The 16,739-nt window shown below is 59.8% G+C and carries 17 protein-coding genes and 2 pseudogenes; 7 read left to right on the top strand and 12 right to left on the bottom strand.

The genetic code is table 11. The features are described 5' to 3' along the window. Nucleotides 1-141: 141 nt before the first annotated feature. From ilvA to AC07XM_RS03755, 3 genes are all read left to right on the top strand, one after another. Nucleotides 142-1,701, top strand: a complete 1,560-nt coding sequence (gene ilvA, locus AC07XM_RS03765) for a threonine ammonia-lyase, biosynthetic (RefSeq protein WP_023049006.1) — start codon at nucleotides 142-144, stop codon at nucleotides 1,699-1,701. A 283-nt stretch (nucleotides 1,702-1,984) separates the two neighbouring features. Then, entirely contained in the window at nucleotides 1,985-2,785 is an 801-nt protein-coding gene (locus AC07XM_RS03760; RefSeq protein ID WP_096426123.1) for a WaaZ-like lipopolysaccharide core biosynthesis protein, read from the top strand. A 69-nt stretch (nucleotides 2,786-2,854) separates the two neighbouring features. Beyond that, nucleotides 2,855-3,355 carry a methylated-DNA--[protein]-cysteine S-methyltransferase gene (locus AC07XM_RS03755; protein WP_102688816.1) on the top strand — a complete coding sequence of 167 codons (501 nt, stop codon included), beginning with the start codon at nucleotides 2,855-2,857 and terminating at the stop codon, nucleotides 3,353-3,355. Between the two features lie 3 nt (nucleotides 3,356-3,358). On the opposite strand, the gene AC07XM_RS03750 is transcribed toward AC07XM_RS03755, so the two are convergent. Continuing rightward, complete coding sequence (locus AC07XM_RS03750; RefSeq protein ID WP_016487311.1) at nucleotides 3,359-3,601, bottom strand: hypothetical protein; 243 nt, start codon at nucleotides 3,599-3,601, stop codon at nucleotides 3,359-3,361. Next, nucleotides 3,598-4,341 (bottom strand): carbon-nitrogen hydrolase family protein, encoded by a 744-nt coding sequence (locus AC07XM_RS03745; RefSeq protein WP_102688817.1) that lies wholly within the window; start codon nucleotides 4,339-4,341, stop codon nucleotides 3,598-3,600. The genes AC07XM_RS03750 and AC07XM_RS03745 overlap by 4 nt, the downstream gene beginning before the upstream one ends. 216 nt (nucleotides 4,342-4,557) lie before the next feature. Here AC07XM_RS03745 and AC07XM_RS03740 point away from each other — a divergent pair, with 216 nt between their 5' ends. Continuing rightward, a complete protein-coding gene (locus AC07XM_RS03740; RefSeq protein WP_024717549.1) occupies nucleotides 4,558-5,283 on the top strand; it encodes a metallophosphoesterase in 726 nt (241 codons plus the stop codon). On the opposite strand, the gene AC07XM_RS03735 is transcribed toward AC07XM_RS03740, so the two are convergent. Together AC07XM_RS03735 and AC07XM_RS03730 are read right to left on the bottom strand one after the other, a co-directional pair. Further along, on the bottom strand, nucleotides 5,231-5,845 hold the full coding sequence (locus AC07XM_RS03735; RefSeq protein ID WP_096426120.1) for a LysE family translocator: 615 nt from the start codon (nucleotides 5,843-5,845) through the stop codon (nucleotides 5,231-5,233). The two genes, AC07XM_RS03740 and AC07XM_RS03735, sit on opposite strands and share 53 nt — an antisense overlap. Before the next feature lie 114 nt (nucleotides 5,846-5,959). After that, the gene (locus AC07XM_RS03730) at nucleotides 5,960-6,769 is read right to left on the bottom strand and encodes a helix-turn-helix transcriptional regulator (RefSeq protein ID WP_060517901.1); all 810 of its coding nucleotides are present in this window, start codon (nucleotides 6,767-6,769) and stop codon (nucleotides 5,960-5,962) included. 111 nt (nucleotides 6,770-6,880) lie between these two features. Here AC07XM_RS03730 and AC07XM_RS03725 point away from each other — a divergent pair. Together AC07XM_RS03725 and AC07XM_RS03720 are read left to right on the top strand one after the other, a co-directional pair. Continuing rightward, nucleotides 6,881-7,153, top strand: a pseudogene (locus AC07XM_RS03725) (LysE family translocator); the annotation flags it as partial. Nucleotides 7,154-7,504: 351 nt separating this feature from the next. Then, a complete protein-coding gene (locus AC07XM_RS03720) occupies nucleotides 7,505-8,152 on the top strand; it encodes an AAA family ATPase (protein WP_224372331.1) in 648 nt (215 codons plus the stop codon). Nucleotides 8,153-8,297: 145 nt separating this feature from the next. Here AC07XM_RS03720 and AC07XM_RS03715 read toward each other — a convergent pair whose 3' ends face one another. After that, entirely contained in the window at nucleotides 8,298-9,284 is a 987-nt protein-coding gene (locus AC07XM_RS03715) for a hypothetical protein (protein WP_146024518.1), read from the bottom strand. A 253-nt stretch (nucleotides 9,285-9,537) separates the two neighbouring features. Continuing rightward, nucleotides 9,538-10,158, bottom strand: a complete 621-nt coding sequence (locus tag AC07XM_RS03710; protein ID WP_102688819.1) for a LysE family translocator — start codon at nucleotides 10,156-10,158, stop codon at nucleotides 9,538-9,540. Nucleotides 10,159-10,280: 122 nt separating this feature from the next. Here AC07XM_RS03710 and AC07XM_RS03705 point away from each other — a divergent pair. Next, nucleotides 10,281-10,543, top strand: a pseudogene (locus tag AC07XM_RS03705) (LysE family translocator); the annotation flags it as partial. 53 nt (nucleotides 10,544-10,596) lie between these two features. Here AC07XM_RS03705 and AC07XM_RS03700 read toward each other — a convergent pair. The 6 genes from AC07XM_RS03700 to AC07XM_RS03675 form a co-directional block, all read right to left on the bottom strand. Beyond that, nucleotides 10,597-11,553, bottom strand: a complete 957-nt coding sequence (locus tag AC07XM_RS03700) for an RHS repeat-associated core domain-containing protein (protein WP_102688820.1) — start codon at nucleotides 11,551-11,553, stop codon at nucleotides 10,597-10,599. Between the two features lie 110 nt (nucleotides 11,554-11,663). Next, a complete protein-coding gene (locus AC07XM_RS03695; RefSeq protein ID WP_102688821.1) occupies nucleotides 11,664-14,084 on the bottom strand; it encodes an autotransporter family protein in 2,421 nt (806 codons plus the stop codon). A 133-nt stretch (nucleotides 14,085-14,217) separates the two neighbouring features. Continuing rightward, nucleotides 14,218-14,493, bottom strand: coding sequence for a peptidylprolyl isomerase (locus AC07XM_RS03690; RefSeq protein ID WP_016487304.1), 276 nt, complete (start codon nucleotides 14,491-14,493; stop codon nucleotides 14,218-14,220). 110 nt (nucleotides 14,494-14,603) lie between these two features. Next, nucleotides 14,604-15,083: a serine protease inhibitor ecotin gene (gene eco / locus AC07XM_RS03685; RefSeq protein ID WP_102688822.1), complete on the bottom strand. Its 480-nt coding sequence runs from the start codon at nucleotides 15,081-15,083 to the stop codon at nucleotides 14,604-14,606. 55 nt (nucleotides 15,084-15,138) lie between these two features. Further along, nucleotides 15,139-15,909, bottom strand: a complete 771-nt coding sequence (hbdH, locus tag AC07XM_RS03680) for a 3-hydroxybutyrate dehydrogenase (RefSeq protein WP_102688823.1) — start codon at nucleotides 15,907-15,909, stop codon at nucleotides 15,139-15,141. Between the two features lie 136 nt (nucleotides 15,910-16,045). Continuing rightward, nucleotides 16,046-16,739: ABC transporter permease subunit (locus AC07XM_RS03675; protein ID WP_102690317.1), on the bottom strand; the 694-nt coding region annotated here is incomplete at its 5' end.

Below are 16,739 nucleotides of genomic sequence, written 5' to 3'. Positions count from 1 at the left end.
ACCTTCCCGCATGTGAACGCCATTATTATTACCGCCATTATCAGCTTGGCGGGCTAGCGCGTACGTGCACCTGACCCGCCCTGGAGGCGGGTTTTCTCTCTCTGACTCCTGGGCAACGTGAAAACAGCCAAGGAGTCATTGATGACCAGTTTCAGCGTCCCTCGTACTACCGTCACCCCCCAGCAACTGCTGTCGGAGCAGGTGCGGCGCATTCTGGCCGCGCCGGTGTACGACCTGGCCATCGAAACGCCCCTGCAAGCGGCGCCTGCGCTATCTGCCAGCCTGGGTAACCAAGTGTTGCTCAAGCGCGAAGACCTGCAGCCTACCTTCTCGTTCAAGATCCGCGGCGCCTATACCCGCCTGTCGCGCCTCAGTGCTGTGCAGCGTGAGCGTGGGGTAATCACCGCCTCGGCGGGCAACCATGCCCAGGGCGTGGCTCTGGCAGCGTCGCACCTTGGCATGAAGGCGACCATCGTCATGCCGACCACCACGCCGTCACTGAAGGTGGAAGGGGTGCGTTCGCGCGGCGGGCATGTGGTGCTGCACGGTGAGAGCTTCCCACACGCTTTGGCCCACGCGCTGAAGCTGGCCGATAGCGAAGGCGCTACTTTTGTGCCGCCCTTCGATGACCCGGACGTGATCGCCGGGCAAGGCACCGTGGCCATGGAAATCCTGCGTCAGCACCCGGGCGCGCTGGACGCCATTTTTGTACCGGTGGGCGGTGGTGGGCTGATCGCTGGTATCGCCGCCTACGTGAAGTACCTGCGCCCAGAGGTGAAGGTGATCGGCGTCGAGCCGGAGGACTCCAACTGCCTGCAGGCCGCCCTGGCCGCCGGGGAACGGGTGATCCTGCCGCAGGTCGGCACCTTTGCCGACGGTGTAGCGGTGGCGCAGATCGGCGCCCACTGCTTCGAGCTGTGCCGGCATTTTGTCGACGAAGTGGTGACCGTCAGCAGTGACGAGCTGTGCGCGGCAATCAAGGACATCTACGACGATACCCGCTCTATCACTGAGCCGTCCGGAGCCCTGGCCGTGGCCGGGATCAAGAAGTACGTGGCACGTGATGGAGTGCAGGGGCAGACACTGGTGGCCATTGACTCCGGGGCGAATGTGAATTTCGACCGCCTGCGCCACGTGGCCGAACGGGCTGAATTGGGCGAGCAGCGCGAGGCGATCATTGCGGTCACCATCCCTGAGCAGCCAGGCAGCTTCCGCGCCTTCTGCCAGGCACTGGGCAAGCGGCAAATCACCGAATTCAACTACCGCTATTACCCCGGCAAGGAAGCGCGGCTGTTCGTCGGGGTACAGACCCACCCTGTGCACGACCCGCGTGACCAGCTGCTGGCCAACCTGCGCGAGCAGGGTTACAGCGTGCTGGACCTGACCGACAACGAGCTGGCCAAACTGCATGTGCGTCATACCGTGGGTGGCCACGCAGCGCCAGGTGCTGATGAGCGGGTGCTGCGCTTCGAGTTTCCCGAGCGGCCAGGGGCGCTGCTGGGCTTTCTGGAACGGCTGGGCAAGCGCTGGAACATCAGCCTGTTCCATTACCGCAACCACGGGGCGGCGGAGGCCCGGGTATTTGCTGCGCTGGAGGTGCCGGGCGATGAGTTGGCGGGCTTGCCGTTGGCGCTGAATGAGATGGGGTATCGGTATTGGGATGAGACTGACAACCCGGCGTACAAGCTGTTCCTGGGCTGACGGCTGACCCACACCCCTATCGGGGGCCGCTGGGCGGCCCCATCGGGTTTGCTGATTCACCGTGGGGGAACAATCACCGGGCCAAGGTGGTCTGCTGTGAAGGCTGCAGCGGGACCCGGCGCCATTAAGCCGGTACTGTCCGGGCACTGTGTAGCCTCTCGCAACCGCGACACAGGGACGTGGCGGCCGATTAGGTTCAGTTAGGTAAAGTTGGGTAAATGCGGCCACGGCCTATACACGGACCAGTATTGTGGTTTGTACTGTCCAGCAAAAGATGACATTGATGAACACACTTCCGTCGCAGCCAAGTGCTGAACGCGGGGCGTTCTCCAGTTTTGAGGCGTGTCGCAACTCCCGGCAGGGCCCCGTGGTGATCCTTGCCTCCGGCGCTTCTGCCAAGCATTTCCCGCTGGGCGAATTCGCACATCTGCCCATCATTGCCATGAACGGTTCAGTTTCGATGACCGCCGAGCACGGTATCCGGCCTTTTTTCTATGTATGTACCGACAAAAGCTTCCCCAAGCAACAGCCGGGCTTGTTCGCCACGGCGTTGCGTGACAGCGAGCGCCTGGCGCTCTGGCCCGAGCAGTATGCCGGGGCCGATGTGCCCGCCGACACCGAGTGTTACGCCTTGCGCAAAGCCGACACGCCGGGCCTGCTGGACGGTTTGCGTGGCCATGGTGACAGCTGCGTTTGCAACCGCGCACTGTGGAGCAAACGCAGCCGCTCGATTGCCTTCAGCAAAGACCTGGGCCAGGGTTTTTTCGATGCCCGCACAGTGGCGTATGTGGCGTTGCAGCTGGCTTATCACCTTGGCTTTGAAGAAGTGTTGCTGGTCGGGGTAGATCTCGATCAGCGCGTTGGGCGCTTTTACGAGAACGGCCAGGGGCAGTGTTCGCCGTGCGGGCTCGACCAGCATTGGGAGAGCCGTATCCTGCCGTCGTTGGCGCTGATGGCAAGGGAAGTGCTCAACGAGCATTTCCATGTCTACAACCTGTCGGCGAGGTCGCGCATTCCTGCCGACCTGATCCCCAAGGTCAACCTCAGCCAGGCGCGGCACATTGCCGGCTGTGCAATTACCTGAGCAAGAAAGCGGGTGCATGAGGAACTGTGGATGCGTACAGTAGGTTGATCGCCATCTGCGGAGCCCGCTATGTCCAGCGCTTTCACGTTCATGCAATCGCCCGTCGGCACCCTGACCCTGGTGGCCCGCGGCGAGTGCCTGGCAGCCGTACTGTGGGAAGCGGAACGGGAAAACCGCGTGCGGCTCGGTGCCTTGCACCGTGACGACCAGTGCCCGGTGCTACGGGACACCGCGCGGCAGCTTGGCGAGTATTTTGCCGGCAAGCGCCAGCGCTTCGAGCTGGCGTTGGATTTTGCCGGTACCGAGTTTCAGCGCCAGGTGTGGGCCGCGCTGCTGGCAATACCCTTTGGTGAAACCCGCAGCTACGGCGACATCGCCCGGCAGATCGGCAACCCCAGCGCGGTGCGAGCGGTAGGCGCTGCCAACGGCCGCAACCCGATCTCGATCATCGCCCCGTGCCACCGTGTGATCGGTGCCTCGGGCAGCCTGACAGGCTTTGCCGGTGGCCTGGCGGCCAAGCAGTATCTGCTGGCGCTGGAAGGTCGGCAAAGCCTGGCATTGGACTTGTAGGCCTCACCTGAACCAACTGGCGAGCAGGCAAACCAATATCGCAAGCACCGAGCCTGCCATCAGGGTGTACTGCCGATGGGCCCGGCGGGCATGGGCTTTTACCGTACGCAGGTACTCGCCGGGAGTGGGTGCATCGGGCCGATGGCGCAAACCCTCGGCCACGTCGGCAAGCTGGCCCCGGATCAGCAAACCGACCAGATAGTAGGTGCAGGCGTAACTCAGCAACGCCAGAAACAGATAAATCATGCCGCGTGCAGGTGCAAAGGCAGGGCCATTGCGCTGGCATTGCCAGTGTCCAGCATGATCAGCCCCTCACTGTGATCATCCAGGCTGGCCAGCAAGCGCCCCTGGCTGTCCCACGCTGCCGACCCGCCGGCTCCGATGAAGGTATCGGCCGGCCCCACGCAGTTGGCCATCAACACCGGCATTGACAGTTCACGTGCCACCTCGGGGTAATGCGCGTAGCCCTCGCGGATGCCCTTGGCGGTTTTCGCCACACTGACCAGATACAGGTCGGCGCCGTGCTCGCGGGCGGCGGCCGCATGCGCCATGAACATCGATTCGTAGCAGATCGCCGGTGCCACCCGATGGTTGCCTGCCTGCAGCAGCAGTGCCTGATCGCCTGGGGTGAAGTAGGGCAGCTCGTCATCATGCAGGCGCCGTTTGGCATAGGCCTGGCGCGGTGCCCCGGGGCTGAAGATCGGCATGCCGATGCGAATGCCGTCGGGTGTCGGCAACGGCAGGCCTACGGCAACGGTGAGACCCAAGCGGTCACTGGCTGCCTGCAGCGGGCCCAGCCGTTCAGAGCTGACCGGCAAGGCGGCCTGGCGCGCAAGGCTTGGCTCATAGCCGGTCAGCGACAGTTCGGGGAAAACCACCAGCTCGGCGCCAAAGGCTGCAGCTTGCTCGATGCAGGCCAGATGACGCTGGAGGTTGCCTGGCAAATCGCCCTTGAGCGACGCCAGTTGCACGGCGCACAGTTTCATGAAAAACCCTTCCCTGGTTCAGGTTGAAGGGTCGAGCATACTATTGGCATCAATGGCTGTGCCAGTGAAGGGTTATTCAGGTTGCCGAGCACGTCGGCGTGCGCGGCTGGCGCGCCGTGTGCCATGCTATCCAGTGAAGCGCCATGGGCCCGGCACACACCGGGGGCAGCCTGCATTTTACGCCCGCCATGGCAGCGCCTGCAGAGGGAGATTGCAATGGGACGGTTTCGGCGGTTACTCGCCAATATCCGGGGACGTGACTTGGCAGTGGGTGATATCCATGGCCACTTCCAGCGCCTGGAGCAGTGCCTGGATGCGGTGGGTTTTGATCCGGCCATAGACCGCCTGTTCAGTGTGGGTGACCTGGTCGACCGTGGGCCGCACAGCGAGGCCGCGCTGGAGTGGCTCGCGCGACCCTGGTTCCATGCGGTGCAAGGTAACCATGAGGCGCTGGCAATTACCCGCGTGCGAGGGGGGCGGCTTGACCTGGAGATGTACCGCGCAGCGGGTGGAAGCTGGTTCCTGGACCTGCCGCGCAAGGCGCAATTGCGTTTCGTGGAACGCTTCGAGCAATTGCCGATTGCCATCGAAGTGGAAAGCGCGGCCGGCCTGGTCGGGCTGCTGCATGCAGACAGCCCGTTTGCAGATTGGGCAGCGCTACGTTCCTGTCTGCAGCTGGATGACGACCCTGAAGTACGCCAGGTATGCCAGTGGTCGCGGCGGCGCCTGAAACAAGGTGATACGCAGCAGGTGCAGGGCCTGCGTGCATTGCTGGTCGGCCACACACCGGTGCTGGAGGCAAAGCTGCTGGGCAATGTCTGGCACCTGGATACAGGGGGGTGGGCTAGCGGCCATTTCACCTTGATGGACATGCGTACCCTGCAACTGGTCAGCCCTGCGCCAGATGCATCAACAGCGCGGCGGCCAGGATCACCAGCATGATCCCTGAGGCCCGCTCAAGCCACGGCAGGCTGCGAGCGAAATGCCGCAGTACTCGTTGGTTGCCGATGGCCACGGCGACCAGCAGGTCCCAGAGCAGGACGATGCTGAACATCCACAGCGCGTAGGCCGATTTCCAGCCGGCGCTGGCGCTGGCGACCATGCTGGCGAGGCTGGCATAGAACAGCGCGTTCTTGGGGTTGAGGATACCGGACAACAAGCCCATGCCCAGATTGCGCCACCAGCCTTGAACCCTCGTGTTGCCTGCGACTGCGCCCAGGCGGGTTTGCCCGGCGTGGCGCAGGAACAGAATGCCGATGTAAAGCAGATAGCTGGCGCCGGCCAGTTGCAGTGCAGTGAACAGCAGGCTGCCTTCCTGCAGCACAGACAGGCCGGTGAAGGCCATGGCGATGAACGCGCCATTGGCCAGGGCAATGCCCAGGCAGGCGCCGCTGGCGATGCGCCAGCCGCTGTTGATCGAACTGCGTGCGACCAGGAAGAAGTCCGGGCCGGGTGAGAGCAGGGCGAGGAAGTGGGCGAGGGCAATGATCAGGAACGGTTGCATGGGCGGCGCGGCTCTGCGGGAAAAACCGCAGTCTGCTGCCGGGCCTGCCCCAGCGTATTGAACAATATTGCAAACAAAGCGGGGCACTGTCCCTGTGCAGGAGCGCACAGGCCTCTAATCGCCCCGATACTGCCCCGGCGTCACACCCACATGGGCTTTGAATACCCGTTGGAAATGGCTTTGATCGGCAAACCCGAGGCGGTAGGCCACCTCCGCCAACGCCAGCCCTTCGCCCAGCAACTGCCGCCCGCGATTGACCCGGGCATTGAGCAGATAGGCATGCGGCGTCAACCCTGTGGCCGTGCGGAATGCGCGGATCAACTGGTAGCGCCCAAGGCCGGCCTCGCGGGCCAGCACCTCCAGGCTCAGTTGCGCGGGGTCCTGGCCTTCGAGGCGTGCGATCAAACCGCTCAACGCAGTTGCCCCCAAGGCGGGGGCTGCTGCCAGCGGGGCTTGGGCGGAAAAGTCCAGGTCACCCACAAAGGCAATCAGCGCCGCATCCTTCTCACTGTTGCTGGCGCTGGAGAACAGCAACCTGTTCAGCTCGCAGAACTGCCCATACACCGCTGGCACCCGGCAGATACGCGCCGGCTCACCGGGCCCGGCGCCGCCCAGCCCCGACTCCAGCCGCACCTGGGTCAGCCAGTCGGCATCCACATGCAGCATCTGGTAGCTCCAGGCTTGCCCGGGTTGGGGGTTGCAGGCATGTACGCGGTGGGCTGGCACCAATACCAGCGTGCCGGGTGTCAGCCGTTCCTGCCCATGTGCGGCGCCGCTGAAATGGCTGTGGCCAGCATCCACCGCACCGATGGAGAACGTCGGGTGGCTGTGGGCCTTGTAACAGGCGCGGCTATGACAGGCGCGGCGGCTTTCCACATGCGGGAGTGCCGGGTCGCGCCACAGCTCGGCGTGGGAGCGGGGCATCACAAGGTCCTCTATTTCGCCCGCAGCGTAACAGGTGCCGCGTACCCATACAGTTTTTATCGCTGGCTGTAACTTGACCGCAAGGCCCGGCACAACGCCAGCCGCTAGGGCCTGCGCACGGCCTGCGTGGCCGGAGGTGGTCGCATCATCGCCTTCAGCGGCATGATCGCCTTGGCGGCCATGGGCCTGGCCGTGGTGCTGCACACCAGTGAATACCTGTTTCTGGCCATCAAGGTAGTGGGTGCGGCGTACCTGTTCTACATCGCCTGGCAACTGTGGCGCGCACCGGTAGGCGAGGCCGTGGTGGCAGCCGATCACCCGCGTGGCACCTGGCGCCTGACGCGGCAGGAGTTTTGGGTGGCAGCTGGCAAGCCTAATGATGTCCAATATAGACACTAGTGACAGGCACCTGTCGAACCACAGCTGACATAACTTTCGTTGCTAAATCGGGCAACTCACCAGGTCTAAGCCCCTTAGAGCCAACAATCCTTGCGTTCCCACCTTGCCATTGCAACATTCCGCCGTGTTGCCAATCAACGTATGATTTCGCCTACACCGCCGCTTGCGTTCTGTTTGCTGGGCACCGGCGTAGTCTCAATCAGGTTGAACAAAGGGCATTTGGCTGAACACGAAGTACCCTTTGTTTGGGGTATTCAAGGTATCGCTCGAATGTTAATGTCGCGCGCAACCGGCTCATCACCCTACGCATCCTGCGTCTGCATCAAGGAGAGCTACTTGTTCAAATCGCTGCGATTGACCAACTTCAAGGCCTGGAAAGACACAGGGGAAATCAGTCTGGCGCCTGTGACCATGTTGTTGGGCACCAACTCCTCTGGCAAGTCTTCATTGTTGCAAAGCCTGTTGTTGCTCAAGCAAACCGTCCGCTCTCCTGATCGCACCATTCACTTGAATCTGGGCGGCGATGAGGTCAACGATCTTTTCAGCTTCGGTGATTTCGATAGCGTTCTGAGGCAAGGTGTCGACTCACCCAGACAGTTTTCGATTGGCTTCGACTTTAAACGCTTCGATGACTCCCGGGTGAAGGCCGGCTCTCTGGAAACGTTCTATGGAAAGACTTCAACTGGCAGTGTTGCGGTCCAACAGATGAAGCTGAACACCGACGCCCGCGAATTTCGTGCGGTGCGTAGGGACCGTGGTGCTTTCTCGATATTTGTCGATGATGAAGCTCAGCCCCGTTTCAAGGGGCGAAATTATGCGCCTGAACGGTCTATCTCTTTTTCTGCCGATGCCATTGCCGAACTCGATCAGGATGGAGCCTTGGCCGAGGACCTTAGCCTGTCCATTCGCCGCGAACTGGAAGGTATCAGCGATAGCGCCTCGTCAGTAGGCTCTGCTCACAAGGCTGCTGGGAAATTAAGCTAGGCTACCGTAATCCTAATGGTCGGTATAGATTCTGGCGGCCTTACATTTCCCAAAAGGGGATGCGTTGTACCAGGCCGCGTTCGTCATAACAGCAATTCACGCTTCTGATCTCTCTAGAAGATCTGCAATGACACTGTTAGCTATATCAGCGTCCTACACCAACAGACCTCACTATTGATTTATATTTTTCACAACTTATTAGATCTTGATCATATACCCTGCAGCCGCCGCCGCCCACTCCACCAACACTAGAGGGGGAGCCTTTGCTCTTCATCTCGTATTCCGGGTTTGGATCTGCGGGATACGATCCATCCCAAAAAGCCCATTGCATATCAACTATACTTGCTGTCTTGCAATTAAAGCTGGCGTTCTTATTGCACTCTTCAAATACTGCGGTTAATGCCCTTTCTGCAGAGATGGCTCCACATACCATAGCATTTGCTTGTCGCTCAGGATTTTGATTAAAGCTGCCAACAGTCGCTGTCCAGCCGACGTTACACTCCTTGATCACATAGCTAAGGGTAACAATAGAGCCATTGGTGCGGGAGAAATAACCTGGTGTAATGATCAGCGGGTCTTGGCCGTTCTCGTAGTGTAGGAATTGCCGCCCGCAAGCCGCGCCTTGATGGCATATATTAACTATAGAGAGGTGCGAGGCAGGTGCTTTGGTGTTTTTTTTGTGAGATACGGCATTGCCTGCTTCAGAAGAGGCTACCGCAGGCATCTCAAGGCTGATGCTCGGATCGCTGGGCTTCAACCCTCCTTCGAGTGCAGCCTGTAGGACGATCCGGCATTTGGGATTGCTTTTACACTCTTCCAAATTAAGAAGTGAGCGAGTTGGCTTGTTAATTGCTGCACCGATTGCGTTTAGGCTGACCTCAGGAAATGCCCAACGCCCGTCCTTGTATTCGGCCCACTCTTCAGTGTCGTAATCGCTGCTGCCTCTAGACTTCATTTGCAATCTTCCGACGCCATCTATTTTTCCGTTTTTACACTTTCCTGACCAAGAGGCGCCATCGAAGTCCTCACCGTCATTAAGAACGATGGCACAGCCCTCTTTAGTTTTCAGCAGGGTGTCTGCCTGAGCGAACTGCGTAGCGGTCAGAAACAAAAGAACGAGTGCTATTCTCATCTGTGGCTCCTGTTTTAACACATTCAAAGACAATAGGGCGCTCGACTACCTCAGTGTAGTTGACTGCAATGGATAAGAATTTTTAGTTTCACGTGCGGGGATGAGGCTTGAGCTGGAGGGCTCTGAGGCTCAAGTCGCGGCTAGAGAAGATTTGTCCTACTTGTGCCGGTGTTGACCGGCACAAGTGGAGAAAAACCAAGCAAAGCTCCAAAAGGCCATGCAACTGGCGAGACAGATGCGGCGCTAAGAGGTGTTATGCCCGCCGTGTGGCGAGTAGAACAGAGGCAGCGCCCGACAGTAGTACTGCGCAGATGCGGTTGAAGAGATGCTTCCCTTTGGGGTCATTGAACCAGCGTCGCAAGTGCAGTCCGATCAATGCATAGCCTGCAAGTGCGATCACCTCGAGTACCAGGAACAGAGCACCCAGTATCGCGAACTGCGGCGCGACATCGCGCGCTGGGTCTATGAATTGCGGGAGGAATGCTGTGAATATCAATATTGCTTTTGGGTTTCCTGCTGCAATAAGAAATTCTTGCTTCGCTAGACTCGCAACATTCCTTGGCTTTGCACTGTTGAATTCCTGCTTTTGGGTCTTAGCTGTCCAGAGTTTAAATGCCAAGTAGAATAGGTAAGCGGCGCCAAGAATCTTTATTGCCTGAAATACGAGTTCGGACGTTTCAAGTACCGCCGATAATCCCGCTGCCGCGAGCGCTATCATTGCGGCAAAAGCAATGAGCCTTCCGGCACCTGCAAGGCATGAAGTCCAGAAGCCATAATGTGTGGCGTTATTAACTGAAAGCAGGTTGTTTGGGCCGGGAGCCATGTTAAGTGCAAAGCAAGCCGGTATGAAGATGAGTAGTGTAGAGATGTTCATAGATCTGCTTTATTTTTGTGAGGGTGGATGTAGACATCATTGATGATGTCGTTTGTTTTTTCAATCCCCTGGCGGCTGAGCACTGGCTAGCTGCATCATCACGGTATGATCATGTCTTCGTTGGTATCCCCAAGGCCATCCTGATCTTCACCGCCTTCCTGCCGCAATTCGTCTCGGTCGGCAGCACCACGCCGGTAAGCGAGCAGTTCCTGTGCTGGGGCTGTTGTTCCTGCTGCTGGAATGGGCGGCCATTGCCATCTACGCAGGCCTTGGCGCCTACATGCAGCGCTGGTTCAGCCAGCCCGGCCCGCGCCGTTTGTTCAACCGGGTCAGCGCCTCCCTGCTGGGCTGCGCCGGCCTCGGCTTGCTGGCGGCGCGCCGCTGAACAAGAATGAGGACTGGTACTGAGTTAAATTAAAACATCAACCTTGGGTGTACTCAAGAATTTCTAATGGCATTTCGTGTCTCAGTCATGCTGACACCATCAGGGTAAAAAGTGACAGGCTTAAAGTTCTCGTGGGTGAAGACATTGATGAATCCTTCAAATGACTCTTTCGCACTGCGAGGGATTTTTGTCCTTGCCGCTACCACTTCCCCTCTATAGGATATAGCCGGCTGCCCGGTTAGATTGGCCCACTCTTGCGCAGCAGGTATTTTATTCAAAATGGAGGTGTTAGCTCCTCTGCACGATAAAAGGTGAGTGGGGTGAGTGTTGATTGGTACATTGCTGCGTTTCAATTCTCGGTATAATTTTTCAGCGGAATAGTAAGGGCCATATTTTTTGCCCAATTTCCCGGCGCCGTTTCCATGCGCCACAACAGTAATGATAGAGCCGGTTGGGACTTTGTCCGAATCGACCTTGTAAACCCTCAGTCCTTTAATTAATTGTATCCGGCCTTTAAATACAAGCGGAGGGCTAATCGGCACGCCTGAGCCGCGACCTGATGGATCAGTTCTATTCACAGGATCACCGACGGCAAACATGTAGGAGTTTAAACCCCCAATACCAAAAGGACTTTCTACATCGGAACTTTCGAAACGCCCCAGTCGTGGGCTATAGGATCGGTAGCCGTTGCCAAGAAAATAGCGTCCGTCAATATTTTCAGGGTGCTCACCTTTGAATGCAATCATGGAGTGTTGGCTGTCGGTACAGTAGCCATATGCAGAATATGTGGTCTCTATTAGGTCCCTACTTACCGTTCCATGGTGGTCACCTTTCAGTAGCGAAAAAGATCTCAGGGCATTATGTGTTCTAACGATTGCGAGCGGCTGAGATAAATGTCTAATTGCTTTAATGGCTGAAGTCTCGAACAGGATCATGTCAAGTGAATTGCCTTGATAAAACCGTAAGGTGATTTCTTCTGGGCGATCAGGTGGTTTTTTTATGTTTGGCATAATCGTCTGCTTATATAATGTGTTCAGTGCGGGCAGGATTAGTCATCAGTGGATCTCACTAGAAGCAACGCACTTCTAAAATGCACTGCCCATCAGTGTGAAACGTAATTTCAGAACTGCCAGCGCACCCCTAGGTTGACGCCGCTGGCTTCCTGCTGGCGGCTGTCCAGGTTGGCGGTGTACTGCACGCCGCCATGCAGGCTCAGCGCTTCGCTGACCTGCGCCACCACGCCGCTTTCCAGTTGCACCGAGGTATAGCGGTAGTCGGTCTTGATCTTGTCGACATCATCGAAGGTCAGGGTGTCGCGGCCACCGTCGCCGTGCCACAGGTTGACCTGCGCATAGGGTTGCAACAGGCGCCCGCTGCTCCCCGTGAACGCACCTTCCAGGCGCACACCCAAGCGGCCGGTCAACTCTACCTGGGCGTCATGGCTGATGCGCGAGACACTATCGCTTGCGCTGTCGAGCGAAACTTTTTGTGCAATCAGCTGGGCTTGTGGCTCCAGCGTCCAGCGTTCGGACAGGGCGATGGGGTAGCCGGATTCGAGCGACGCCGCCCAGGCATGGCCGTCGATGTCCAGCTTATCGCCGCGCTGCGAGCGGGCCCGCCCATCGAGACGGGTGTACTGCAACACTGCATCCAGGTACGCGCCTTGCGGCCCGACCAACGCCCAGTAAGTGCCAACACTGTCGCCATCAAGTTTCAGGTCGCCAACGCTGCGGTCTTGCTCGGCCAGGGCGAAACCTTTGACGTCGGCATCCAGGCGGCTGTGGCTGACGTAAAAGCCGACATGGTGGCGATAACCGCCATCGCCCGTCTTGGCATACAAGTCCTGGCCCACCTTGAAACCGTACAGGTCGCCCTCCAGGCTCGGGCTGACCGTACCGCTCCATTGCTGGCGAAGCGTGCCGCCGTAGGCTTGTCCCCAACTGGCAGGCAGGGCGCCTTCGCCTTTGAGCAACTGTTGGTCGCCCTGGCGTTGATGGAAGGTGCCCAAGGCCTGGCGCGCGATGATCGCAGCGCCTCTTGGGGCGGCAGCGTAAACCGGGACTTCCGGGCGATACAGCGGCAGGCTTTCGCCTTGCACGGGGGCGGGCAGGTCGACCTGGCCAGGTGCCGGAGCGGCAACAGGTGGTGTCTGGGCCGGTGCCATTACCGGCGGCTTGCCCGGCTGTGACGGTTGTGTGGGTTGTTCGGGCTCAGGTACCGGTGCTGGAGCGGGTGGCGCGACTAGCGTCGAGCGCAGGTACCAGCTGTTTTCGCTGCCAGCGGTTACACCGCCCTTGAACAACCGGTAGTCATAGGCACCTACCGATAGCGTTTGCGTCTGCACGAATGCAGTGGCAGAGCTGGTGGCGCCGTCACGGGCTTCGACGAGCAGGATGCCGTTCTGTGCGGTTGTTGCACCCGCGCCATTGAGGTTGTTGACGAACAATCGCGTAGAGCCGCTGATGGCGCCGCGGCTGACCACCAGGCGGTCGGAGGCAGCGCCATCGCCTGCCAGTACGCTATTCAGGCGCAGTGTGCCGTTGTTACCGGTGTAATCGCCCTGAACAGTCAGGCGGCCCTGAGCGTCGTTGCCACGACTCAGGTCGAGGGTGCCGGCGTTGACTACCGATACCTTGCTGTCACTCTGGATGCTGACGATGCTGCCCTGGCGGCTGATCAGCGAGCTGCTTGCATCGATCAGAAGGGTGCCTGTCCCAGTGGCGGGGATCACGCGTGGCTGATCGCTGCCGAGGTCTCCCAGCGTGAGGGTGTCGTTGAGGGTGAGCTGGCTGCCTTGCTGGAGGTTGATGGACTCCCAGTTGATGTACGACGCACCTTGGCCCACCTGACTCTGCTCGAACGTCAGTGTGTCCGTGCCGGTACCGCCGTCCAGAATAACGGCAGAGTTACCGAGGTCGAGGGCGCGGACGATGGCGCTGTCATCGTCATTTTCCATGATGACCCGCTTACCGATCTGGCCACCCGTCCAGGTAAATTCATCCTTGCCGTTGCCAGTGCGTATTTCGCCTTTGAGCGTGCCGCCGCTGATGGTTATCTTGTCAACGCCGCTACTGGTACTGATATCACCGCCGACGGTGCCGCCTGTCATGATGATCGTGTCGTTGCCAAGCCCACTGACAACGTTGCCAACAACAACGGTTTCGACCCCGAGCCCCTGGGAAATTTCGAGGAAGTTGTCAGCGAGCTTGAGATCGATTCGGCCAATGCTGCCGCCTTTGAACCATGCGGTGTCACCGTCTTCAAAAGCGCCCGTGATGATGCCGCCGGTCATGGTGAACGTGTCCATGTCACCGCCCTGGTTCAACGACCCTAGCGTGCCGCCAGACATCGTGAAGGTGTCCTCGCCATTGCCTTGTTGCAGTGACTGCACCGTTCCGCCGCTGAGGGTGAACTCATCAGCGGCATCGGTTTGCACGACGGCGCCGAGGGTCTCACCGGGTGTAACCCTCAGGGATTGGGAATGAGCCAGCAATGGCAGTGCCAGCAGGGGTAAGGGCAGCAGCAAGCGGGGGCATCGCATAGGCAGGTCTCCGGGTCCATTGAAGGGTCCACTACCTGAAGCGACGCCAACGGGGTGGCTTCGGCCCTGCCGGAGTTGTATGTAATGTTTGGCGAGGGGACAACTGGCAAAAATGTCAGGTGGCCCGCTGCCATCAATCGCGATAGAACGTTTGCACCAGGTGGTAGCCGAACTTGCTCTTGATCGGCCCGTGCACCACACGCAAAGGCTTCTTGAAAATCACCTGGTCGATGGCGCCGACCATCTGGCCCGGGCGGACTTCGCCCAGGTCGCCGCCGCGCTTGCCAGAAGGGCAGACAGAAAACTTTTTGGCCAGCACGTCGAAAGCCTCGCCGTTGGCGATGCGCTGTTTGAGCTTTTCGGCTTCGTCAGCGGTCTTGACCAGAATGTGGCGGGCTTGGGCTTTCATGGGATACCTGTGCTTCGGGGCGCAAAAAGGGGGCGCATTATGCCTGATAGATTCGCTTTGCAGGAGCGGCCCATCGCGACACAAGGCCGCTCCTATAGGGACCGCGGTAGTTATTCGACTTTAGCCTTTTGTACTTCCTGCGACGCCGACCAGATGCGGTAGCGTACTTCGACATCCTTGGGCACGTACACCACCACCGGCAGCTTGCTGTTGTAGCGCAGCATGAAGCCGTCACCGACCACCGGCACGAAGGCCTGGGTCTTTTTGCCATCCGGGCAAGCCATCAGGGTGCTGGCGGGGCCACTGACCTTGTCCAGGCGGTAGTAGTTGTAGCCCCAGCCTTCCAGGGTGCGTTCCTCAAGGCTACCCCCCAGGTGCTGGCGGTTGCAGTCGACTTGCAACGTTTTGCCGGCGAGGATCTCCAGTTTGTAGGCCGATTCATCGGCCTGTGCTGGCAGGTGGATGACCTGCCGGGTAAAGCCTGTTTCCGCTTCGGGGTAAGGCGCGACGTCCTTCAGGCTGGCCGCCATCGCAGGCGTGGCGGCAGCCAGGGTGAGGGCCAGAATTGCGGTCATCGGGGTAGGGCGCATAGGGCCTCCTTGCAGATAAACGAATGCGAACCCGCCGCCAGGCCCAGGCCGCCCGTCACTGGGCCAACCAGCCACCGTCGACGTTCCAGGCGGCGCCGCGAACCTGGCTTGCGGCCTCGCTGCACAGGAATAGTACCAGTTCACCCAGGTGCTCGGGGGTGACAAACGCCAGCGACGGTTGCTTTTCGGCCAGCAGATCATGCTGTGCTTGCAGCGGATCGCCACCGTTGGCAGCACGATCGTCGATCTGCTTTTGCACCAGCGGGGTCAGTACCCAGCCGGGGCAGATGGCGTTGCAGGTGACATTGCTGGTGGCGGTTTCCAGGGCCACCACCTTGGTCAAGCCGACCACACCATGCTTGGCTGCCACATAGGCCGCCTTGCCGGTCGAGCCGACCAGGCCATGCACCGAGGCAATGTTGATGATGCGCCCCCAGTTGCGCGTGCGCATGCCCGGCAGGGCCAGGCGCGTGCCATGGAACACGGCTGACAGGTTCAGAGCAATGATCTTGTCCCAGCTTTCCAGCGGAAACTGCTCCACCGGCGCGACATGCTGGATGCCGGCGTTGTTGACCAGGATGTCGACGCCGCTGAATTCGCGCTCGGCCAGGGCGAACAACGCTTCAATCTGGGCCACGTCCGACAGGTCTGCCGGGTGGTGGATAGCCTTCACCCCATACCGGGTGATCTCGGCCAGCGCCGGTGCCGGGTCGCCAAAGCCGTTGAGCACGATGTTGGCGCCAGCGCGCGCCAGCACCTGGGCGATACCCAGGCCGATGCCGCTGGTGGAACCGGTGACGAGTGCAGTCTTGCCTGTGAGGGTCATGCAAAGCTCCTTATCAAGTAACGGCAGGTCCGGCCTCTTCGCGGGTAAACCCGCTCCCACAGTACCCCGAAAGATCCAGCTTCTGTGAAGACCCTGTGGGAGCGGGTTTACCCGCGAAGAGGACGGGCCTGATAACTCATCCTCTGGGGTCGAACGCTTCGCGCAAGGCATCGCCGATAAACACCAGCAACGACAAGATCACCGCCAGCGCAAAAAACGCCGTAAAGCCCAGCCACGGCGCTTCCAGATGTTGCTTGCCCTGGGTCACCAGCTCACCCAGCGAGGCACTCCCGGCCGGCATGCCGAAGCCGAGAAAATCCAGCGCAGTCAGGGTGGTGATTGCCCCGGTCAGCATGAACGGTACATAGGTCAGCGTGGCGTTCATGGCATTGGGCAAGATATGCCGCAGCATCACCTGGCTGTCCGCCAACCCCAGCGCGCGAGCGGCTTTCACGTACTCCAGGTTGCGCCCACGCAGGAACTCTGCGCGCACCACATCGACCAGGGTCAGCCAGGAAAACAGTGCCATGATCCCCAGCAGCCACCAGAAATCCGGCTCGACAAAGCCGCTGAGGATGATCAGCAGGTAGAGCACAGGCAACCCCGACCACACCTCCAGCAGGCGTTGGCCAATCAGGTCGACCCAACCGCCGTGGTAGCCCTGCAGCGCGCCGGCCACTACACCGATGAACACGCTGACCACAGTCAGGGCGAAGGCGAACAGCAGCGATACCCGCGTGCCATACAACACCCGAGCCAGCACGTCGCGGCCCTGGTCGTCGGTGCCAAGCCAGTTGCTCGCGCTGGGCGGGCTGGGGGTGGGTACCAGC

This window comes from Pseudomonas sp. GW460-LB5 (assembly GCF_059423245.1).
This window is presented reverse-complemented; position numbering and strand designations above follow the sequence as displayed.